Origin of the sequence: Sulfurivirga sp. (assembly GCF_015490265.1) — a bacterium.
Taxonomy (GTDB): Bacteria; Pseudomonadota; Gammaproteobacteria; order Thiomicrospirales; family Thiomicrospiraceae; genus Sulfurivirga.
The window spans coordinates 1-22,858 of record NZ_WFYD01000024.1 but is presented as its reverse complement, the minus strand read 5'-3'; the positions used below and the strand labels follow the sequence as shown (position 1 = coordinate 22,858).

At 61.5% G+C, this 22,858-nt stretch carries 15 protein-coding genes; 8 read left to right on the top strand and 7 right to left on the bottom strand.

Annotated features, from left to right (window positions below; translation table 11 throughout):
- Positions 1-322: 322 nt before the first annotated feature.
- Positions 323-1,066 carry a 23S rRNA (guanosine(2251)-2'-O)-methyltransferase RlmB gene (gene rlmB / locus F8K16_RS01815; RefSeq protein ID WP_294946107.1) on the bottom strand — a complete coding sequence of 248 codons (744 nt, stop codon included), beginning with the start codon at positions 1,064-1,066 and terminating at the stop codon, positions 323-325.
- Positions 1,063-3,477: a ribonuclease R gene (gene rnr / locus F8K16_RS01810; protein WP_294946105.1), complete on the bottom strand. Its 2,415-nt coding sequence runs from the start codon at positions 3,475-3,477 to the stop codon at positions 1,063-1,065. The genes rlmB and rnr overlap by 4 nt, the downstream gene beginning before the upstream one ends.
- Positions 3,478-3,656: 179 nt before the next feature.
- Here rnr and F8K16_RS01805 point away from each other — a divergent pair, with 179 nt between their 5' ends.
- Positions 3,657-5,126, top strand: coding sequence for a transporter substrate-binding domain-containing protein (locus F8K16_RS01805; RefSeq protein WP_294946102.1), 1,470 nt, complete (start codon positions 3,657-3,659; stop codon positions 5,124-5,126).
- On the opposite strand, the gene thiI is transcribed toward F8K16_RS01805, so the two are convergent.
- Positions 5,101-6,543, bottom strand: a complete 1,443-nt coding sequence (gene thiI / locus F8K16_RS01800; protein WP_294946099.1) for a tRNA uracil 4-sulfurtransferase ThiI — start codon at positions 6,541-6,543, stop codon at positions 5,101-5,103. The genes F8K16_RS01805 and thiI overlap by 26 nt on opposite strands.
- Before the next feature lie 81 nt (positions 6,544-6,624).
- Between thiI and F8K16_RS01795 the strand changes: the two genes are divergently transcribed.
- The 5 genes from F8K16_RS01795 to F8K16_RS01775 all read left to right on the top strand — a co-directional run bounded on the left by F8K16_RS01795 (position 6,625) and on the right by F8K16_RS01775 (position 12,253).
- Positions 6,625-7,599 (top strand): class 1 fructose-bisphosphatase, encoded by a 975-nt coding sequence (locus F8K16_RS01795; RefSeq protein WP_294946096.1) that lies wholly within the window; start codon positions 6,625-6,627, stop codon positions 7,597-7,599.
- A gap of 74 nt (positions 7,600-7,673) precedes the next feature.
- Positions 7,674-8,204, top strand: coding sequence for an inorganic diphosphatase (gene ppa / locus F8K16_RS01790; protein WP_294946093.1), 531 nt, complete (start codon positions 7,674-7,676; stop codon positions 8,202-8,204).
- Positions 8,205-8,307: 103 nt separating this feature from the next.
- Positions 8,308-11,106, top strand: a complete 2,799-nt coding sequence (gene ppc / locus F8K16_RS01785) for a phosphoenolpyruvate carboxylase (RefSeq protein WP_294946090.1) — start codon at positions 8,308-8,310, stop codon at positions 11,104-11,106.
- Positions 11,107-11,204: 98 nt separating this feature from the next.
- On the top strand, positions 11,205-11,594 hold the full coding sequence (panD, locus tag F8K16_RS01780; RefSeq protein ID WP_294946088.1) for an aspartate 1-decarboxylase: 390 nt from the start codon (positions 11,205-11,207) through the stop codon (positions 11,592-11,594).
- 62 nt (positions 11,595-11,656) lie between these two features.
- Positions 11,657-12,253, top strand: a complete 597-nt coding sequence (locus F8K16_RS01775; RefSeq protein WP_294946085.1) for a PilZ domain-containing protein — start codon at positions 11,657-11,659, stop codon at positions 12,251-12,253.
- A gap of 84 nt (positions 12,254-12,337) precedes the next feature.
- Here the strand turns inward: F8K16_RS01775 and tsf are convergent, their stop codons facing one another.
- Together tsf and rpsB are read right to left on the bottom strand one after the other, a co-directional pair.
- The gene (tsf, locus tag F8K16_RS01770; RefSeq protein WP_294946082.1) at positions 12,338-13,228 is read right to left on the bottom strand and encodes a translation elongation factor Ts; all 891 of its coding nucleotides are present in this window, start codon (positions 13,226-13,228) and stop codon (positions 12,338-12,340) included.
- An 82-nt stretch (positions 13,229-13,310) separates the two neighbouring features.
- Entirely contained in the window at positions 13,311-14,069 is a 759-nt protein-coding gene (gene rpsB, locus F8K16_RS01765; RefSeq protein ID WP_294946079.1) for a 30S ribosomal protein S2, read from the bottom strand.
- A gap of 175 nt (positions 14,070-14,244) precedes the next feature.
- Here rpsB and map point away from each other — a divergent pair, with 175 nt between their 5' ends.
- Together map and glnD are read left to right on the top strand one after the other, a co-directional pair.
- The gene (map, locus tag F8K16_RS01760) at positions 14,245-15,033 is read left to right on the top strand and encodes a type I methionyl aminopeptidase (protein WP_294946076.1); all 789 of its coding nucleotides are present in this window, start codon (positions 14,245-14,247) and stop codon (positions 15,031-15,033) included.
- Positions 15,030-17,624: a [protein-PII] uridylyltransferase gene (glnD, locus tag F8K16_RS01755; RefSeq protein WP_294946073.1), complete on the top strand. Its 2,595-nt coding sequence runs from the start codon at positions 15,030-15,032 to the stop codon at positions 17,622-17,624. The genes map and glnD overlap by 4 nt, the downstream gene beginning before the upstream one ends.
- A gap of 39 nt (positions 17,625-17,663) precedes the next feature.
- Here the strand turns inward: glnD and F8K16_RS01750 are convergent, their stop codons facing one another.
- Both F8K16_RS01750 and rng read right to left on the bottom strand, forming a co-directional pair.
- Entirely contained in the window at positions 17,664-21,401 is a 3,738-nt protein-coding gene (locus tag F8K16_RS01750; protein ID WP_294946071.1) for a DUF3971 domain-containing protein, read from the bottom strand.
- The gene (rng, locus tag F8K16_RS01745) at positions 21,401-22,840 is read right to left on the bottom strand and encodes a ribonuclease G (protein ID WP_367122694.1); all 1,440 of its coding nucleotides are present in this window, start codon (positions 22,838-22,840) and stop codon (positions 21,401-21,403) included. The genes F8K16_RS01750 and rng overlap by 1 nt, the downstream gene beginning before the upstream one ends.
- Positions 22,841-22,858: the final 18 nt, after the last annotated feature.

Genomic DNA, 22,858 nt, shown 5'->3' with positions numbered 1-22,858 from the left:
GAGTGTGTGGACGGGCCCTGTCTGGGTGATCACCTGCAGCCCTATCCCATCCGCATTGACGAGGCAGGCAACATCTACGCCGCACCGGAAGAGTAAAACCGCCGCAGAGATGGGGCTTCCCCCCCTGATTTTTCCAGGTACGCCCACACCGCACCATCAGCGAAGCGGAGAAAGGCCGCAAAACCGATCTTTGCGTCGATCTGGACGCCGAATCCGCCGCTTTAATGGGGTCTCCCCCGTTTTTGGCAGATGCCGCCTCAGGCGCGCCGGGCAGCGTGGCAAAAACGCGGAGAAATCAGAGGAAAAATGGCAAAGTCCTGCGTCAGTCGGCGTAGTGGCGCTGACGCAGCACCTCATAGAGGGCGACGCCGGCGGCGACGGAGACATTGAGGCTTTCCACCGAGCCCATCATGGGCAGGGCGCACAGGTAATCGCACTGTTCGCGCACCAGCCGGCGCAGCCCTCGCCCTTCCGCCCCCAGCACCAGTCCAATGGGGCCGCGCAGATCCTGCTGGAAAAGCACCCGGTCCGTCTCGCCGGCCAAGCCGATGATCCAGAGGCCGTGCTCCTTGAGCGCCGCCAGCGTGCGGGCCAGATTGTTGACCATGACGACCGGCACGGTTTCGGCCGCACCGCAGGCCACCTTGCGCACCACCGGGGTCACGCCCACGGACTGGTGACGGGGAATGACCACCGCCTGCGCGCCGGTGGCATCTGCCGTGCGCAGAATGGCGCCCAGATTGTGCGGGTCCTGCACCTCGTCGAGAAAGATGAGCAGCGGGTCGGGACGGGACGCAACCAGCGTCGGCAGATCCGCTTCAGTCAGCGCCAGAGCCGAATCCACTTCTTCATCCATAAGTGCGGCCACGCCCTGATGCACACCGCCGAGTTGGTCAAGCCGGGCACGGGGCACACGCTCGACGGGAATGCCCTGACGCTCCGCCATGCGCTGCAGCTTCTGCAGGCGCGGGTTGAGCCGGCCACTGACCAGCTGAATGGCCCGTATCGCAGCGCCCTGCTTGATCAGGCGCTCGACGGCGTGCACCCCATAGACGATTTCGCTCATGTGCGGGGTTTGCGGCTGCGCTTGCGGTTTCGACGGGATTTCGGTCGCTCCGCCTGCTCAGCGGCCTGTGCAGGCTTTTCGGACGAAGGCGCGGACGTCTTGCCAGCCGGCTTGCGGCCACGCTTTCCGCCTCGGCTGCGCTTGCGTTTCGGGCGGGCTGACTTCGCCCCATCTTCAGACCCGCTGCCCGTCTCTTCGTCCTCCACTTCGCCCAGCAGGCGCAGTTCCACCTTGCGCTCATCCAGATTGACCTGCGCCACCTGAACCCGCACCCGGTCACCGATGCGGTAGCGCTTTCCGGTGCGCTCGCCGATGAGGCTGTGACGCGCCTTGTCATAGACGAAGTAGTCATCGCCCAGCTCGGTGATGTGCACCAGCCCCTCCACATAGAGCGGCTGCAGCTCCACGAACAGACCGAAGTTGGTCACCGCGGCGACGATGCCCTCGTAGGTTTCCCCCAAGCGGTGGGAGAGGTACTCGCACTTGAGGAAGTTGACCGCATCGCGGGTGGCCTCATCCGCACGGCGCTCGGTCTCGGAGCAGTGTGCGCCGATCTGCTCCATGCGGGGCAGATCATAGGGATAGGGCATTTTCCCTTCGGTGAGCACGTGCTTGAGTGCCCGGTGGATGATCAGGTCCGGATAGCGTCGGATGGGCGAGGTGTAGTGGGTGTAGCAGTCGAAGTTGAGGCCGAAGTGCCCCTTGTTCTCCGGCTGATACACCGCCTGATTCATGCTGCGCAGCAGCACCGTCTGCACCAGATTGGCGTAGGGCTTGCCCTCCACCTGGCGGATCACCTCGGCGAAGTCCGCCGCGGTGGGCTCGTCTCCACCACCCAGCGTGATGCCGAAATCAGACAGGAAGGTACGCAACTCCTCCAGCCGTTCCGGCTTGGGCGGCTCGTGCACCCGGTAGAGAATGGGAATCTTGAAGCGGGAGAGATAGCGAGCCGTAGCCACATTGGCCATCAGCATGCACTCTTCGATCAGCTTGTGGGCGTCATTGCGCACGACCGGCACAATGCGCTCAATCTTGCGATTGTCATCGAATTCGATGCGGGTTTCCACCGTGTCGAAGTCGAGTGCGCCGCGCGCCTCGCGCTGTTTGCGCAGCACCTTGTAGAGCTCATACAGCTCCTTCACATGGGGCAGCACTTCACGGATGTTGTCGCTGCAGGCGGTTTCATCCTGCAGCGCCTGCCACACCTCGTCATAGGTGAGCCGCGCATGGGAGTGCATCACCGCCGGATAGAACTTGCTGCGCACCAGCCTGCCTTCATCGCTGATCTCCATGTCGGCCACCATGCACAGGCGGTCCACTTTGGGATTGAGGGAGCACAGGCCGTTGGAGAGCTTCTCCGGCAGCATGGGCACCGTCAGCTGTGGGAAATAGACCGAGTTGCCACGGCGGTAGGCCTCCTCGTCCAGCGCCGAACCAGGCCGCACGTAGTGGGACACATCCGCAATGGCCACCACCAGACGCCAGCCGTTCTTGCGCCGCTTGGCGAACACGGCGTCGTCGAAATCCTTGGAATCCACCCCGTCGATGGTCACCAGCGGCAGATGGCGCAGGTCCTTGCGTCCGGCACGATCCGCCTCGGTGACAGTGTCGGGAATTTCATCCAGCTCGGAGAGCGCGTCCGCCGGCCACTCATGGGGAATGTCATAGGCGTAGATGGCCGACTCGATCTCCAGACCGGGGTCCAGATAGTTGCCGAGCACCTTCTCCACACGCCCGACCGGGCCGGAACGACGTGACGGCTGGCGGATGATGTCCACCAGCACCACCTGCCCTTCCTTCGCGCCATTGAGGCCATCGGCTGGAATGAACACATCCTGGGCGATGCGATGGTTGCTGGGCTGCACCCAGGCCATGCCGTATTCGTCAATGTGCAGACGGCCCAGCAGCTTCTGGGTGTGGCGCCGGGTTACCTCGACAATCACCCCTTCCTTGCGGCCGCGACGGTCTTCGCCCACCACGGAGACGAGCACCTCGTCCCCGTGAAGGACCTTGTGCATCTCGTGGGCGGGCAGATAGATGTCCCCGTCGGCATTGGGATCTTCCGGCACCACGAAGCCGAAACCGTCCGGATGGCCAAGCACACGCCCCTTGATCAGCTGCATGCGCTTGACCAGCCCGTAGGCGCCACGACGATTGCGCAGCAGCTGACCGTCCCGCACCATGGCCTTGAGCCGGCGGGACAGCCCTTCAAGGCGAGGCTCGTCGTCAATACCCAGCCGGGCGGCAATGTCCTTGAAGGTCAGCGGCGTGCCCACCTCCTCCAGCAGCTTCATGATGTATTCACGGCTGGGGACGGGGTTTTCGTATTTCTGTGCTTCTCGTTCGAAGTTGGGGTCTTCCACCGGCAGCGTGGCCGGCCTGTCTGATGAGGTATGGTTTTTTCTGCTCACTTAACTGTTGCTTCCTGATTGAACATGACAATGATTCAACCAGCGCGCCTCAGCTTTATTCCCCAGCATCCTGCCGGACACTCGGGAATAAACCTGAAAGCGCGCCGGTCGTGCGCGATTATAGCAGTGACGGTGCGGGGCTGTGTTAAACTCGGCCCATGGCTGCGACCGGAGACGGAATGGCATTGCTACGACAGAGACTGGCTTTCTGCGCGCTGCTGTTGCTGGCCCTGACCGCCCGGGCGCAGAGCGAGGATGCGCCGCCTGCCGACACCTCTTTTTATGGGCGCCTCTACGCCCCTTTTCAAGGGGACCTGCCCGAGATGCGTCAGCGGCGTCTCATCCGGGTACTCATCAGCCCTTCACGTACCAACTTCTACTTTGACGGCCACAAGTGGCGCGGGCTCGAATACGAGCTGCTGCGCCGCTTCGAGCAGTTTCTCAACCGAGGACCACGGCGCAAGCGCTACATCACCCACCTGGTGTTCATGCCGGTTCCTTTTGACGCCATCATCGATGGCGTGCGTGCCGGACGCGGGGACATCGGTGCTGCCGGACTGACCATCACCCCCAGCCGTGCAAGGCTGGTGGACTTCACCCTGCCTTACCTGACCGGCATCAATGAAATTCTGGTCACCGGCATGCTGGCCGAGCAGCCACACCGGCTGGAAGATCTCGCCGGAAAAAAGATCGTTGTCGTGCGCGGCAGCAGCTACGCCACCCATCTCAACGTGTTCAACCAGGCGCTCATCTACCGGGGGCTGCCGCCCATGCAGATCGTGCTGGCAGAACCGGAGCTGGAGGCCGAAGACCTGCTGGAACTGCTCAACGAAGGCCTGATCGACTACACCGTGGTGGACAGTCACCTGGCCCATGCCTGGGCACGGGTGCTCAACAACATCCGACCACGGGACGATTTCGTCTTCCACTACGGCGGCAGGATCGCCTGGGCGGTGCGCAAGAACAACCCGAAACTCAAACAGGCGCTCAACCGGTTCATCAAGGCTCAGGCCAAGCCCGGCAGCCTGCTCAGCAACATTCTGTTTCAGCGTTACTTTGAAAATGCCCGCTGGCTGCGCAACCCCATCGACCGCAAGACACTGCGCCGCTTCTATTGCTACCAGCCGCGTTTCGAGGAACTGGCCGATTTCTTCGACCTGAGCTGGACCCTGCTGGCAGCCGTGGCCTATGTGGAATCCGGCCTGGACCCGAAAAAGCGCAGCCACGCGGGCGCCATCGGCCTGATGCAGGTGCGTCGCCTCATTGCGCGCAAATTCGGCATCCGCAACCTGAAGGATCCATTCGAGAACATGCTGGCGGGCGCCAGCTATCTGGCCTGGCTGCGGGACAACTACTTCAGCTCACCGGTCTATTCCACCGACGACCGCATCAACTTCACCCTGGCCGCCTACAACGCCGGCCCCACTCGCATCCGTCAGCTGCAAAGGGAAGCCAAAAAAGCCGGCCTCAACCCTTTCCGCTGGTTCTTCAACGTAGAACTGATTGCCCGCAAGCGCATCGGTCGCGAGACCGTGGACTACGTCTCCCGCGTGCGCAAGACCCAGGTAGCCATCCGCATGCTGCTCAACCTGCAGCGGCGCAAGCTGCAGGTGCGTGACCACCTCATGGAGTCGGCCGATACACCATGACATTGTCAAAGCCGGCGTCACGCAGGTGCTGGCCGTGCAGCTGGCTCAGCACACCCTGCCTGCAGTAGAGCAGCCAGGTCACATCCTGCGGCAGCTCGGCGAAACGCCGCCCCAGTTCGTAAAAGGGAATAACCGCATCCGCTTCCGGCAGCGGTGAGGCGGCTACTTCTTCCGGCCGGCGGATGTCAATCACCTTCGCCCCCGGCGGCACCTCATGCACGACCGGCACGGCCTCGGCCGCATTGATGGCGGACACCAGCTCATCCACCGGCTCGATGCGCATGTTTTCCAGCGCACGCTCCAGCCGTCCCATGTCAAAGCGCTTCTCTTCCTCCGCCAGCCGACGGAAGCTGCCATGGGTGACCGGATTGCGGCTGATCACACCACAGTACTCCGGCATGGTCTCGGCAAACTGACGGGTGCCGATCTCATCGGCAATGCGGATGATCTCCGGCTTGTCCATCATCGCCAAGGGACGCAGCACCAGCTTGTCCGTCGCCCGATCGATGAGCGCCAAGTTGCGCAGCGTCTGGCTGGACACCTGCGCCACGCTCTCACCGGTGACCAGCGCGTCCACACCCAGCCTGTCCGCCACCCGCTCCGCCGCCATCAGCATCAGGCGCTTGAGCATCACGCCCATGTAGCTGTCGCTCACTTCGGTCAGCAGCCCCTCCACTACATCTTCAAAGGGCACGGTGACGAATTTCACCCGATGGGAACGCCCGAAGCGGCGCCACAGGTAGTAGCTCACCTGCTTGACCCCGATCTCGTGAGCCGCACCCCCCAAGTTGAAGAAGACAAAATGGGTCTTGATGCCGCGGCGCATGGACAGATAGCTGGCCACCGTGGAATCGAAACCGCCCGAGACCAGCGACAGCGCCTCCCCCTGGCTGCCCAGTGGAAAGCCGCCCAGCCCCTTCATGCGCGCGCCCACGATGCTGAGCGTATTGTTCTCCAGCTCCAGCTCCACCCGCACCTCCGGAGTATGCAGGTCCACACCGGTGGCATCGGTGTTGTGGTTCAGATAGCCGCCCACCCAGCGTTCCAGCTCCTGAGAGTTGAAGTCATGCTGACCCTTGCGCCTGGCCCGCACCACGAAAGTTTTCCCGGCCAGTCGTTCACCCACCGCTTCGGCCACCTGACTGGCAATGGCCCCCAGCGTGGGTTCGACCCGGAACTGCCGAACTCTGAGCACCTGCTCAATGCCCGGCGTGCTGAGCAGAATGTCCTCCGCCACAGATGCCCGGTCGTCCGGCACCTCCACCTCCAGCTTGTCAAGAAACCATTTCACCTGTGGCGGCAACCCTTCTTCCATGAAGATGCGGCGCAGGTTGTCCGCCAGCTGACGGGTCATCTTCTTGCGCACCGAGGCGCCCTTGACCATGATTTCCGGGAACAGTTTGATGATGTAGCGCATGCGGCCTCTCTGCTTTTCAATCGTGCGGCTACATGATAAGCTTTCCCGGATTCGAGTTGATAACGATGGAGAAAAACCGCCATGATGCGAGTTGATGAAGTCCTGCGCCGCGACGGCATGCCCGCGGACCTGCGTTCCGTAATCAATCACACCCTGATCGGCTGCAAGGAAATCGCCCACAAGCTGAGCCAGGGCGAGCTGGCCGGCATCCTCGGCTCCACCGAAAGCGAGAACGTTCAGGGCGAGACCCAGAAGAAGCTGGACGTCATTTCCAACGACGTGCTCAAGCATGTGCTGGCTCAGGATCCGGGCGTGCGCGGCATCGCCTCCGAAGAAGAGGACAACACCGTCGCCTGCAATGACGAAGGCAAATATCTGGTCACCTTCGACCCGCTGGACGGCTCCTCCAACATCGACGTCAACCTCTCCGTCGGCACCATCTTCTCCATTCTGGAAGCCAAGCAGCCCGGCTCCGGCGACAACATGGACCTGTTCCTGCAGTCCGGCCGCAACCAGGTGGCCGCCGGCTACGTGCTCTACGGCCCCTCCGCCATTCTGGTTCTGACCACCGGCAAGGGCGTCAACTTCTTCACCCTCGACCGTCACATCGGCGAGTTCGTCCTCACCAAGGAACAGGTGAAGATCCCGGAGGACACCAAGGAATTCGCCATCAACATGTCCAACCAGCGCTTCTGGGAGAAACCCATGCAGGAGTACATCGCCCACTGCCTGCAGGGCGAGGAAGGCCCGCTGGGCAAGCGCTACAACATGCGCTGGGTCGCCTCCATGGTGGCGGAGGTGCACCGTATCCTGGTGCGCGGCGGCATCTTCATGTATCCGTGGGACAGCCGCGATCCCTCCAAGCCGGGCAAGCTGCGTCTGATGTACGAAGGCAATCCCATGAGCTTCATCGTCGAGCAGGCTGGCGGTCGCTCCACCACTGGACGCGAGGACATCATGGACATCCAGCCCGAAGACATCCACCAGCGCGTACCCGTGGTGCTCGGCTCCAAGAACGAAGTGGAGACCGTGATGCGCTATCATCAGGCGGGCTGAGTACTGCCTGAGGACACCTCCGCACACGCCGCCTGCGGGCGGCGTGTTCCGTTATGCAACAGGGAGAGACAACCATGAGCTTTGCAGACGTTCCTGCCGGCAAAAACATTCCCCACGAAATCAACGTCATCATCGAAATTCCGGCCTACGCCCCGCCGATCAAGTACGAGATCGACAAGGACACCGAGGTGGTCTGGGTGGACCGCCTGCAGGCCACCACCATGAGCTATCCGGCCAACTATGGCTATATCAACCAGACCTTGGCCAATGACGGCGACCCGGTGGACGTGCTGGTGGTAACGCCCCACCCGCTGATGGTGGGCTGCGTCATTCCCGCACGCCCCATCGGCATGCTGAAGATGACCGATGACGGTGGCGAGGACAGCAAGATCATCGCCGTGCCCACTTCCAAGATGACCCCGATCTACGACCATGTGGAGAAGATTGAAGACCTGCCGCTGATCAAAGAGCAGACCGAGCACTTCTTCAGTCACTACAAGGATCTGGAAGCCGGCAAGTGGGTGAAGATCGAAGGTTGGGAAGACGCCAACATGGCCAAGAAGGAAATCCTTGAGGCATACGAGCGTTTCTGCAGCGGCAAATAATTTGCCATCCCCCACCACAAACGAAAGCCGCCCCAATGGGCGGCTTTTTTGTGTCCACCATTCCGTCGGGGTATAATTTTTTGGTTTTGTCGAAATAACAGGAATGAGCATGGCTACAGAAGAACTGCGTGACCAGCGACTGCGCGCCCGGGTCAAACTGCTTGGCAACCTGCTGGGCGAGGTTATTCGCAAGCAGCACGGCGACGACGTCCTAGAGGCCATCGAAAAGCTGCGCAAGGGCTTCATCAAGCTGCGCAAGGAAGAGAATCCCGCCCTGCGGGAAGAACTGATCCAGTTCATCGAAGCGCAGGATCCGGACACGCTCATTCTGATCATCCGTGCCTTCAACATCTACTTCGGTCTTGTCAACCTGGCGGAGGAAGAACACCAGTTCCATGAACGCCAGACCCAGGTCAAGAGTGACGGCCCTCTGTGGCTCGGCTCCTTCCTTGACACGGTCAGCACCCTCAAGCGGGAAGGCGTGCAGCCCGAAGAGCTGCAGACCCTGCTGAATCGGCTCAACTACATTCCGGTATTCACCGCCCATCCCACCGAATCACGCCGCCGCGCCGTCATGGAGAACCTGCGCCGCATCTTTGAGACCATCGGCGAGCTGAACGACGCGGAACACCACCAGAACGACTACGCACAGGAAGAGATCATCCACAAGCTGCGCTATCAGATTCAGACCCTGTGGAAGACTGACGAGATCCGCCGCCAGAAGCCGACGGTGGAAGACGAAATCCGCAACGGCATCTACTACTTCCGTCAGTCCCTGTTCAAGGCCATTCCCGATGTCTATCGCTTCATGGAGCGGGCCATTGAGCGCAATTTCCCGGACGCGGAACTGAAAGTGCCCAACTTCATGACCTTCGGCTCCTGGATTGGCGGCGACCGTGACGGCAACCCCTACGTCACCCACGAGACCACCGAACATGCCCTGCTGCTGCAGAGCCGCGCGGTGCTGTATGAATATCAGCGGCGCATCTTCGAGCTGGCCCGCCAGCTGACCCACTCCCGCTACCTGTGTGACATCAAGCAGGAACTGCTCAACCGGGTCACCATCGTGGACGCCGACCTGATGCGCATGGTATTCAAACAGCGCACAGACCGCTTCAAGGACGAGCCGTACCGGCGCATGCTCTACATCATGCACGGTCGTCTGCAGTGCAACCTCAACTACGTGGAAGCCAGACTGGACGGTCAGCCTGCCGTCAAGAGCCGTTTCGCCTACCAGAACGAGCAGGAGCTGCTGGACGACCTGCGCCTGATCTACGACTCACTGGTGGGGCATGGCGATGAGGATCTGGCCAACGCAGAACTGCGCGATCTGATCCGCCTGGTGGAAACTTTCGGCTTCTACCTCATGCGGCTGGATATCCGTCAGGAGTCCACCGTGCATACCGAAGCGGTCGCCGACCTGCTGAAGAACCTCAATATCGACTACCTGTCCCTCTCCGAGGAAGAACGCCAGAAGGTGCTGGCCGAACATATCGCCTCCGCCACTGTCATCGACACCCAGCACCTTGATCTGGCGCCCATGACGCGCGAAGTGCTGGCGGTTTTCGATGTCATGCGCAAGATGCGCGAGGAAATCAGCCCACGCGCCTTCAACAACTATGTCATCTCCATGACCCACGAAGCCAGCCATGTGCTGGAAGTACTGTTCCTGGCCCATCAGGCCGGACTGGCCGGCTGGTGCGGCGACCAGCCCTACTGCCATGTGAGTGTCAGCCCACTGTTCGAGACCATTGTGGATCTCGAGCACATCGTGCCGGTGACCGAAGCACTGTTCAGAAATGACATCTATCGCGCCCTGCTGCAGGCTTCAGGCAATCAGCAGGAGATCATGCTGGGCTACTCCGACTCCGCCAAGGACGGCGGCAACCTGGCTTCCGCCTGGAACCTGTATCAGGCTCAGAAACAGATCATCGCCCTGGCCGACCGCTACGGCATCGACTGTCGCCTGTTCCATGGCCGCGGCGGCACCATCGGCCGTGGCGGTGGCCCGACCCACATGGCCATCATGTCCCAGCCGGCCGGCACCGTGCGAGGCGAGATCAAGTTCACCGAGCAGGGCGAGGTGCTTTCCTACAAGTACAGCAACAGCGAAACCGCCGCTCACGAACTTTCCATGGGTGTCACCGGCCTGATGAAGGCCAGCATGGGCCTGATCCGACCCGTGCCGGAAGACAATCCGAAGCATCTGGAAATCATGAAGCAGCTGGCGGCAGACGGCGAGGATCACTACCGTGAGCTGACCGACCGCACGCCCGGCTTCATTGAAACCTTCTACCAGATCACACCGGTCAACGAGATCGGCCTGCTCAACATCGGTTCCCGCCCCTCCCACCGCAAGAAGGGGAATCTGTCCAAGGCCTCGATCCGTGCCATTCCGTGGGTGTTCGGCTGGGCGCAGGCGCGGCTGACCTTCCCCGCATGGTATGGCACCGGCTACGCCCTGACCCGCTACAGTGACAGCCATGGTGAACAGGATCTGAAGGACATGTATGAGAACTGGCCATTCTTCCGCGCCATCATGAGCAACATCCAGATGGCGCTGGCCAAAACCGACCTGCGCATCGGCAAGCTCTACAGCCAGCTGGCCCGTGACAAGACTGTCGCTGAAAAGATCTACGACATGATTGCGGAAGAATACCGCCGCAGCGTAGACCAGGCGCTGGAAGTCTCCGGCAACGCCTACCTGATGGCGGATGTGCCCACCATCGCCCTGTCACTGCAGCGCCGCAACCCCTATCTGGACCCGCTAAACCACATCCAGGTGGTGCTGCTGCGCCGCTACCACGATGAAAGCCTGCCGGAAGAAGAGCGGGAAAAGTGGCTGGTGCCACTTCTGCGCTCCATCAACGCCATTGCGGCAGGCATGCGCAATACCGGCTGAGGCAGCAGCCAGCGCCTGACAGCTTGCAGCCCCGCACCTGATGCGGGGCTTTTGCATTCTGTTATAATTTTTTGTTCACGGAAACACAGGATGACGGCATGTTCATCACGCTGCTCAAGTCAAAACTGCACCGGGTGACCACCACACAGGTGGAGCTGAACTATGAAGGCTCCTGCGCCATTGACGGCACCCTGATGGATGCCGCCAACATCCGTGAATACGAACAGATTCACATCTACAACATCGCCAATGGCGAGCGCTTCACCACCTATGCCATACGCGCCGAAGACAACAGCGGCATCATCAGTGTCAATGGTGCCGCCGCGCACAAGGCCAGCGTGGGCGATCTGCTGATCATCGCCACCTACGCCCAGCTGAGCGAGGAAGAAGCCACGGGCTTCAAGCCCGCTCTCATCTATGTAGATGAGCACAACCGCATCACCCACACCCGCAACACCATTCCCGTCCAGCGGCTCAAGGCACTGTAAGCCCCCATTCTGGCGCGGTTTGTGCTAATTTCTCTGGGTGAACACAGCGGAACACTTTTCACATGAACGCAAAGACCCGAAACAAACGCACCTTCTACCGACTCAACACCATGCTGCCGCTGAGCTACCGCATCCTCTCCGAACAGGAAGCCCGGCAGGCGCCGGCTCCCAACCTGCCTGACAGCCAGTATATCGAGCGGCACTTCCTCGACAACCTGCAGGAGACGGAGCGCGAGCTGCAGCAGGCCATCAACACCATTGCCGAGCGCAGCGATCTGCTCGCCTCCGCCTTGCACGCACTCAACAACAAGATCAATGTGGCACTGCAGACCCTGGACCGCAAGCAGCTGGCCCACATGCTGCCATTGGTGCGCGTCAATCTGAGCGCAGGTGGTCTGGCGCTGGAAACGGATCGGGACATCAGGGAAACCGACAAGGTGGACCTGCTCATGCAGCCTAATCCGAACGAACCACCCATTCTCATCCGCAGCCATGTGGTCAACATCCTGCCGCTGCCGGACAAGGGACCCAACCGCAAACGGGTGGCGCTGGAGTTCGAGAACCTGCCGGAAGAAATTCGCCGCCGCCTGATCTACTTCATCCAGCAGAAAGAACTGGAGCAGGCGCAGATCGAACGGGCCAAGCAGCAGATCGACTGACCGACCGATATTTCAGCCAGTCTGACATAAAAAAGCCCGGCCAGATGGCCGGGCTTTTCGTTTCATGCTTCTGGAAGTGGAAGATTACTTCTGCTGTGCGGCAGCAGCCTGCTTGGCCACTTCCTCGGCGAAATTTTCTTCCTTCTTCTCAATGCCCTCACCCACTTCCAGACGGGCGAACTGCTTGACAGTGGCATCCGCCTCCTTCAGCAGCTGCTCGACGGTCTGATCGGGGTTCTTGACGAAAGCCTGACCCAGCAGGGTGATCTCCTTGAGGAACTTGTTGATGCGCCCTTCGATCATCTTCTCGATGATGTTGTCGGGCTTGCCGGACTCCTTCGCCTGAGCGGTGAAGATCTCGCGCTCGTGGGCGATAACCTCCTCAGGCACGTCAGCTGCGGAGATGGCTGCCGGGTTGGAAGCGGCAATGTGCATGGCCACATCGCGCACCAGGGTGTCGTCACCGCCTTCCATGACCACCACCACGCCGATACGGTCGCCGTGACGGTAGATGCCGATGTGACCGTTCTCGGTCTGCAGCAGCTCGGCGCGGCGGATCTGCACATTCTCACCGATCTTGGCGATCAGCTCACGGCGGGCCTCGTCAACGGTCTGACCATTGTCCAGCTTGACCTCCGCCAGTGACGCAGGGTCCACGATGCCGGTCTCCAGCACTTTCTGCGCCACTGTATTGGCGAAGTTCTGGAAATCGTCACCCTTGGCCACGAAGTCGGTCTCGCAGTTGACCTCGACGATGGCCGCCTTCTTGCCGTCCTCGGAAACGGCCACGGCGATGATGCCCTCGGCCGCCACGCGGTCAGCCTTCTTGTCAGCGCCGGCCATGCCCTTCTTGCGCAGCAGATCAACAGCCGCGTCCATGTCACCGTTGGTTTCGGACAGCGCCTTCTTGCAGTCCATCATGCCTGCGCCGGTACGTTCGCGCAGCTCCTTTACCATTGCAGCGGTAATAGCCATTTTTCCTTCCTCGATCTTGGTGATTCAAATACGAACGCCCCGGCGAACCGAGGCGTCTCATTCAGGGAACCTGTCCTGCGGCTCAGGCGTCGCCAGCCGCCTCTTCCACCTCGTCGGCTTCCACGAACTCGTCGCCTTCCACCCGGGTGGTGATGCTGTTCTTGCCTTCCAGAATCGCGTCTGCTGCCGTGCTCAGATACAGGCGGATGGCGCGGATGGCGTCATCGTTGCCCGGAATGACGAAATCAATGCCGGACGGGTCATTGTTGGTGTCCACGATGCCGACAACGGGAATGCCCAGCTTCTGCGCTTCCTTGACGGCGATATGCTCATTGCCCACGTCGATGACGAACAGCGCAGCAGGCTTGCCGTTGGACTTCATGTTTTTGATGCCGCCCAGCGCGCGTTCCAGCTTGTCCTTCTCGCGGGACAGCATCAGCGCTTCTTTCTTGGTCAGCTTGTCGAAGGTGCCGTCTTCCGCCATGGTTTCCAGCTCCTTCAGGCGCTGGATGGACTTCTTGATGGTCTGGAAGTTGGTCAGCATACCGCCCAGCCAGCGGTGGTTCACATAGGGCATGCCGGCGCGCTGCGCCTCCTCTGCCACGATATCCTGCGCCTGACGCTTGGTGCCCACGAACAGGACCTCGCCCTTCTCTGCCGCCACGCGGCTGAGAAAGTCCATGGCCTCGTTCATCATGGGCAGCGTCTTTTCCAAGTTGATGATGTGGATCTTGTTGCGCACGCCGAAGATGTACGGCGCCATCTTGGGGTTCCAGTAGCGGGTCTGGTGACCGAAGTGAACGCCGGCTTCCAGCAGCTGGCGCATGGTGACTTTTGCCATGTCGATACTCCTTGTTTCGGGTTCAACCTCCACACGCCCCGTGCATGAACCCTCATCGGGCACCCCATCCACGGTTCAGGCGTGTGTGTGTCGTTGGTGATAAAATACCCGGCTTTCCGGGCTGCGCGATTTATACCACAAAAGCGCGCCGAACACCAGAGGATCCTTGCCTGACATGAGCATCATTCTCAAGACCGAAGAAGACCTTGAAGGCATGCGCATCGCCGGCCAACTGGCGGCCCGCACGCTGGAGATGCTGACACCCCATGTGCAACCCGGCGTCACCACCGAGGAACTGAACCGGCTGGCCCATGAGTTCATTCTGGATCACGGCGCCACCCCTGCTCCACTCAACTATCACGGTTTCCCCAAATCCATCTGTACGTCCATCAACCACCAGGTCTGTCACGGCATTCCCTCTGACAAACGCCTCAAGAACGGCGACATTCTCAACATCGATGTCACCGTCATCAAGGACGGCTACCATGGCGACACCAGCATGATGTACTGCGTGGGTGACAAGGTGGCACCCTACGCGAAACGCCTCTGTGACGTGGCACGTGAGTGCCTCTGGCTCGGCATTGAGCAGGTGCGTCCGGGCAACACGCTGTATGACGTGGCGCTGGCCATCGAAAAACACGCCCACGCCAACGGCTACTCCGTAGTGGAGGAATACTGCGGCCACGGCATCGGCAAAAACTTCCACGAAGAGCCTCAGGTGCTTCACTACGCCGACCCCTCGTTGAAGCGGATCGAGCTGGTGCCCGGCATGACCTTCACCATCGAGCCAATGATCAACCAGGGCCGCAAGGAGACTCGCGTGCTGGGGGATCAGTGGACGGTCATCACCAAGGATCGCAAGCTCTCCGCCCAGTGGGAACATACCCTGGCGGTGACGGATGACGGCTACGAAATCTTCACGCTGCGGGAAGGGGAACAGTCCTTCCTGCCCCAGACGGCATGAAACTGACCGACGCGCTCCGCTCCGGTGACCTGAACACGCTGCGTGCCACCGGGCGGGAGATCCTCACCCACTTTCGGGATACGCAGTTCGCCCAGTTTGACGAGGGCCGGCCGGCCGCCCATCTGGTGTGCGACCGGGCCAATTTCATCGACCAGCTGCTCAAGCTGCTGTGGCAGCACTTCGGTCTTGAAGAAATGACGCTGGTGGCCGTAGGCGGCTATGGTCGGGGCGAACTGCACCCCTATTCGGACATCGACCTGCTCATCATCGCCGATGAACAGCAGCAGCAGCGTCATGAGGAACGCCTGTCCACCTTCCTGACTCTGCTGTGGGACTGGGGGCTGGACGTGGGCAGTTCGGTGCGCTCCACCGACGCCTGCCGGGAGGAAAGCCTGAAAGATGTCACCATCGCCACCAATCTGCTGGAAAGCCGCTGGCTGGCGGGTGACTATGAAGGCTTCGGCAGCTTGCGCCACCTGTGGAAGGACCCGGAGTTCTGGCCGCCGGCCCTGTTCTATGAAGCCAAATATGCGGAACAGCAGGCACGGCGCGAAAAAGTGCAGGGCACCCTCTATCAGATGGAACCCAACCTCAAGGAGTGTCCGGGCGGCCTGCGCGACATCCAGACCATCTTCTGGATCGCCCGTCGCCTGCTCAATGCCGATTCCCTCTACAGCCTGCTGCAGCACAACCTGCTGACACCGCAGGAATTCAACCGGCTGCAGGCGGCCAACAAACAGCTGAGCCGCTTCCGCTTCGCCCTGCACCGCTACAAGAAGCGCAGGGAAGACCGCCTGCTGTTTGAAAATCAGCAGCTGCTGGCCGATGCTCTCGACTATCCGGGCGAGACGGTCAATCAGCAGGTGGAAGCGCTGATGCATACCTTCTACAGCACCACCCGCACGGTCATCCGCCTGAACGAGGTGCTGCTGGCCCACTTCCGTGAGCAGCTGTTCGACCAGAGCCACACACCGGTGCCCATCAATGACCGCTTTCAGGTGGTCAATGATTTTCTCGAAGTGCGCGACCCAGCCATCTACGAACGCAATCCCACGGCGCTGCTGGAGACCTTTCTGCTGTTCACCTACCATCCACAGCTGAAAGGGTTGCGGGCCGGCACGCTGCGGGCCATCGACAGCGCGTTGCATGTGATCGACGATGCCTTCCGGGAGGACGCCATCCACAAGACGCTGCTGCTGGCGCTGTTCCGCCAGCCGCAGGGGGTCTACCACAGCCTCAAGCACATGCATCAGTATGGTGTGCTGGAGCACCTGATTCCCCAGTTCGGCCAGGTGACCGGGTTGATGCAGTTCAACATGTTCCACGCCTACCCGGTGGATGAGCACACGTTGCTGGTGATCCGCAATCTGCGTCGTTTCTTCATCGACCAGCATGCCTGGGAGTTCCCCACCGCCCATCAGGTGGCCAGGCGCATCGAAAAGCCGGAACTGCTCTTTCTCTCCGGCCTGTTCCACGACATCACCAAGGGCAACGAACCCCATGCGGAAACCGGCGCCGTGTTTGCCGAAAGCTGGTGTGCCGCCCACAACCTCTCCCCGCAGGATACGGCTCTGGTCACCTGGCTGGTGCGTCACCATCTGATCTTTTCCGATACCGCCCAGCGGCAGGACCTGTCCGATCCGGAGGTCATCGCCCGCTTTGCCGAACAGGTGGGCGACCAGAAACATCTGGACTACCTCTATCTGCTGACGGTGGCCGATGTCCTTTCCACCTCGCCGGAAGTGTGGAACGACTGGAAGAACGCCCTGTTTCTGGAACTCTACAACGAAACCAGCCGCATGCTGGACAAGGTGTCGGAGACGCCGCGCGACATCGCCCGCAAGGCGCTGCGCAATCAGGAAAAGGCGCGCGAGCTGCTCACCAAGCAGGGATTGGACAGCCAGCGTTTCAGTCCGCTGTGGGATGCGCTGGCGGACACGGAATTCTTCCACCGCCAGGGCCCGCAGGCCATCGCCCGCATCACGACCACCCTGGTGGAACAGACCCCTCCGGTGGTAAAGCTGTCGGAACAGCCGGTGCGCGGCGCCACCGAGATCCTGATCTACATGCCGGATCGGGACTTTCTCTTTGCCCAGATCGCCCAGACGCTGGAACGGGCGCAGGTCTCCATCATGGAGGCGCAGATCTACTGCCTGAGCAATGGCTACACCCTGACCCTGTTCTATGCTCTGGACAAGCAGCGCAACGCCCCGCTGGAAGACACCCAGCGCGAGGCCATCCGGGCGGCATTGCTGGAGGTGGCCGCCCACCCCATCGAGGCGGAAGCGCTGCGCACCGGTCGCCCCGACCGCAAGCTGCGCTGCTTCATCACACCTACTGAGATCACCTTCCAGCAGCGTGGCCAGCTGACCGAACTTTTCATCTCCACCCTGGACGTGCCCGGCCTGCTGGCCCGCATCGCCCGTGTTTTCGTCGAGAACCGCCTGCGCCTGCACGATGCCCGCATCAGCACCGTGGGCGAGAAGGCGGAGGACGTTTTCCTTCTGTCAGACCGGGAAGGCGCACCGCTGGATGAAGCCCGGCAGCATCAGCTGCGCCAGCAGCTGATGGAAGCACTCAGCTGTGAATGATCAGGTGCCTGGCCACCCTCTGACGCTTTTCGACAGTTTTCAGTGTCCGAGGGTTTCGGCCGGGGTCTGTGCTCGACCGGTGCCCTGTCCATCTCCGTCCAATGGCGTAATCACAGGCTTGTCCCAGGGACCGATCACCTTGTAGTGATAACGGATCAGCCCTTCCTTGATGCCCGGCAGATTCTTCATCAGCAGGTAGGTGGTCAGTGCAGCGATGGGGTTGGCCACGCCCAGCAGTGCCGCCAGAGTGGTCACGGTGCCGCCGATCTTGGGCGAGACGGTGGCCAACAGGTCATACTGTCTGCGGGCATAATCCACCCGGCCTTTCAGAGCGGCGTGCACCAGTGGGGCTTCCATGCGGAACCTCTTCAGCTTTGCCATGCCCTTCATCAGACTGGCCTCGGCTTCAATGACCTCATAGGCCATGCCCTCATAACGCAGCTGGTTGACGGTGGTATCAATGCTGCGCAGCAGACTGTCCACGCTCAGCAGACTGATCAGACGGGCCATGCCTACCTTCGCCTTGCGGATCACCCCGTCGTCAAAACGCACTTGGGCCGTGCCCTGCACGCCCCGCAGGGTGAAGCAGTCCGGTGTTCCATGCCAGTGCAGCCGTGCCTTCAAGGCCCCCTTGCGCCCGGTAAAGCCGGACTCACTGAACCCGGCCCACTGCAGCATGGCCTCGACCGGTCGTGCCTGAAGATCAAACTGCAGCATCGTTTCATTGTTGCGCCATGACCACAGCAGCTGCCCCTTGCCGCTCAATCTTCCTTCCGCAGCAGCCATACGCAGATTTTCCAGACGCAGCTGAGCCGGGTCGGCATGAAGATTGAAGCGCACCTCATCAAAGTCATAGGCACCAAAACGGATATGTTGGCCGATAAAGAACAGGTTCAGCCTGTCCGGACGGGCCGGATGAATTCGACAGGCCTGCGTCGGCTCAGTTTCGGCCGTTCGCCACTGCAACCTTTCCACGTTGAGAGCCAGCTGATCCTGCTCCGGCAGATAAAGGGCCAGCACGCGGGCCTTGCCACTGCGCAGTTCGGCTCCCATGCGCCGCCTGTCCACACGATAGGCGTTGAGATACACCTGACGAAAACGCTGAATGCCCCAGCGTACCTCATCGAGCCGCGCGCCCACGACCACCGTGGGCAATGCTCCTCCGGACGTACCAAATAGTGCGCGCTGGTGCCGCCACCAGTCACGCAGTTTCTCCAGCTCGAGCGGCTGATGGATATTCGCCTGTACCAGAATGCCCGGCGTGCCTCGCCGCAGCAGAATCCTGCGCGCGCCTTCTGAAGTATTCAACAGCACAGTGAGGTTATGCAACCGAAACTGGTGTCCAAACGGCCTCAATGTCACACCGGCAAAGCGCTGTCCTGCCTGAGCCAGCTGCAGAAAAACCTGCCGACGACTGAACGTTCCCTGCAGCGTGACCGGCTCGGACAGCCACTGCCCCAACGGCGCCGGAACCCGGTTATGTCGGATATGTTCAGGCGTCAGCCCCCCCTGAATGCGCACCGTGGCATTGCGTCGCAGCGGGATGAAGGCACGGGCACGCCAGTGCCAGCTTCCCTCGACATCCGCCAGCAATCTCTGCATGGGCCAGCGACCGTCCACCTTCAGCTGCAGAGCATTTCGCGCGACATCGGTAGCAACCTGCGCACTGACCGGCTGACCGTCCAGGCGTCCCTTGAGCCGACCGGAGACAGCACTGCGGTGGGTAATGTGTACGGCACCACTGACCCCTTTGAGCTGATGCTTCTGCGCCAGACGCAGCCCCACATCATGCAAAGTGGCCTGTACGTCCACCTGAGGCACCCGACCATCGTAACCGTGCAACGGCAGCCACAGAGCCACCTGTGCCGTCACCGTGCCTTCGGCCAGCATCACCGGTCCGCCCAACACCTTCCCGAGCCCCAGCCGTTCGGCGAGCACCGAATCCAGCAGCAGGCGCTGTACAGTCTGCGCCGTACCTTCCGCCTGCCCCACCAGGGTCAGGGCAACGGGCTTTTTCTTCCGCAACGGCCCGATCTCCACCCGGGCCTGTCGCACCCGCACGCCATCCAGACCGGCCTGGGTGGCGTCGATGGCGATACGCCATGGCTGGAAAGACACTTTGGCATCCAGCCCGGTGAGCACCGGCCATCTGTGAGAGAACCTGAGCGTCGCCTGCCTCACATGAGTGCGTGCCGTGAATACGCCTTCACCATGGCTGAACGGGAAGGCTTCAAGCGGGCCGTCAATACGCAAAGTGACCGGCGCCACTTCTCCAGCAACCAGCCCGTTCTGCAACCAGTGGGCCAGTTTTTTCGACATGAGCCCATAGGGCAGATACTCCTTTACCCGTTCCATCCTCTGCGGGCGCAGCTCGGCGCTGGCTCTCAGATGCCCCTCAACCAGGCTGAAATCAGCCCGACCCGACACCTTGCCATCCAGCAGGAAAGTCACAGCCCGCAGACGCACCCCCCGGTCATCCACCCGCCAGTGCAGAGGCTGCCTGAATGTGATGCGTTTTGTGGCAGGCCGCCATTGCTTCCAGTGCAACCGGACCGGTTCTGCAAGGGTGGTGACGATGGCGCGCCCATCCAGACCCAGCTCGACATGTCTGGCTTCCATGCCCGGGTAGCGAACACTCTCCGGCCATCTGAGACGTGTGATCCGCCCTCTCAACGCGGTCAGCGCAAACGGCTTCAGCTGAAAGCGGGCATCCAGCCCTTCAAGGTCGAACGCCACCTGTTCCACGGGCCAATCTGGCAATAGATCCTGCAAAGCCGCTCCGAAATCGGCCAGACGGAACCGCGCCACATTCAGCTGCAGACGGTTTTCCGTCAGCTGCACCCATGCCGGAGCCACATTGGGCAGCAAGGCGCCATTGAAGCGCCAGCGTTCGATGGAAAAGCGGTCTCCCGCACCACTTTCCCGCCACACCAGGCTTGCCCCCACGCTGCGCACCTGTCGAGCATCTTCGGCTCGCTCGTTTTCCAGCTCACCAAGGTCCACATGCAAGCGGGCAACCGGCCGCCCACCTGACACTTCCAGCTCGGCATTCAACGCCAGCTGGCCATGACGCCAGTCGGCCTGAAAGATCGGTGCCAGATCCTTCAGTCGCGCCGGGTGAATATCCGTCAGACGCAGTGCGCCTGTTTTCCAGTATCCACGCCAGTCCACCTTCAGGGTGCCATGAATGACATGAGTCCACAACAGACGATCGGCATAGAACGTCTTGACAAGGCCGTCCATATGAAACCCGCCCTGCCGGGAGATGGCCACTCCCGGCACCTTGAGCGTCCAGCCCCCCTGCTGATAACGGCCCTGTATGAGGTAGATGCGCACAAAGGGCAGTGCCAGCGTGCGCAACAGGCGGGAAAGCGCCCGCTGCGCCTGCTGCGGATCAATATTCAGATGCCCATGCCGGAGAACACTGCGGCGGACGTGAAAACGGGTGATGCGCAGCCGCTCTCCCCACAGGCCGGGATGGCGCATGTAGCCGAGCCAGTCCACATCCAGCTCTGCTTCCTCCACATGGGCGTCCAGTGATGGTGTGCGCCAGCTCACGCCACGCAGTGTGATCCGCGGATGGGTCCAGTCCCCCGAAAGAGTAAAACGATCGACGGTCAGACGCTCCTGCGTCACCACACGTACCCAGCGGGTGACGCTCTCCGGACTTGTGGACAGCCACACCCAGGTCAGCTGCAGCAGAGCGAGCCACAGCATGCTGGCCAGCACGATGGCCGAGAAGATGGCGCGGAGAAGGCGTTTGGTGCGCTTGACCATCAGAGCATCACGACATCGAACGCCTCGGGCGGATAGGTGGCTTCGGCCTGAAAGCTGAGGCTGCGGCCGATGAAGGCTTCCAGCTCGGCCACGGAGTCGGACTCCTCATCCATGATGTAGGCCACCACGGCTTCGGAGGCGATGACGCGGTACTGGTCCGCATCGAACTGCCGCGCCATGCGGGTGATCTCACGGAAGATCTCGTAGGCCACCGTCTGAGGCGTCTTGACGGTGCCACGCCCCTCGCACACGGGGCAGGTGTGGCACAGGGTGCGCTCCAGACTCTCACGGGTGCGTTTGCGGGTCATCTCCACCAGCCCCAGCGGCGAGAAATCATTGACGGTGGTCTTGACCCGATCGCGCATGAGTGCACGCTTGAGGGCGTCGAGCACATGGCGGCGGTGCTGCGCCTCCTGCATGTCGATGAAATCGATGATGATCATGCCCCCCAGATTGCGCAGGCGCAGCTGCCGGGCGATGGCGTCGGTGGCCTCCATGTTGGTGCGGTAGATGGTCTCTTCCAGATTCTTGTGGCCGACAAAGGCGCCGGTGTTGACGTCAATGGTGGTGAGCGCCTCGGTCTGATCGATGATGAGATAGCCGCCCGATTTGAGCGGCACGCGCTTTTCCAGCGCCTGGGTGATGGCGTCCTCCACATTGAACAGATCGAAGATGGGACGCTCGCCCTCATAGTGCTGGATGAGGTTTTCCAGTTCGGGCACATAGGCGTGGGCGAAGTCGCGCATCTTGAGCAGGGTCTCGCGCGAGTCCACCAGCACGCGCTCCACCTGCTCCACCGGCGTGTCCCGCAACACGCGCAGATAGAGCGGCAGGTCCTCATACAGGCACACCGGTCTGGTGCCCCCCTTCTTTTCGGCGATGCTCTCCCACAGACGCATCAGGTAGAGCAGATCGGCGCGCAGCTCCATCAGGTCGGCGCCTTCCGCCACCGTGCGCACGATGAAGCCCCCCTCCGCCCGCTCCAGCTCAGGAATGGATTTCAGCAGCTCGCGCAGACGCTCCCGCTCGGCCTCATCCTCGATCTTCTGGGAAACACCGATGACCTTCTGTCCGGGCATGTAGACCAGCAGGCGGGAAGGCAGGCTGATCTGCATGCTCACCCGCGCCCCCTTGCTGCCCAGCGGGTTCTTGACCACCTGCACCATGATCCACTGCCCCGGATGCAGCAGCTTCTGAATCTGCTCACAGTCCGGGTCGTCCTCCGGACGGCATACATCGGAAACATGCAGAAAGGCGGCCCGCTCGAGGCCGATGTCCACGAAAGCCGCCTGCATCCCCGGCAGCACCCGCTGCACCCGGCCCCAGTAGATGTTGCCCACCAGCCCGCGCTGACTGGTGCGCTCCACCCACAGCTCCTGCGCCATGCCGTTGTAGACCCAGGCCACCCGCTGCTCACGGGGGGTGATATTGACCAGCAGGGTCTCCTTGCGCGGCGG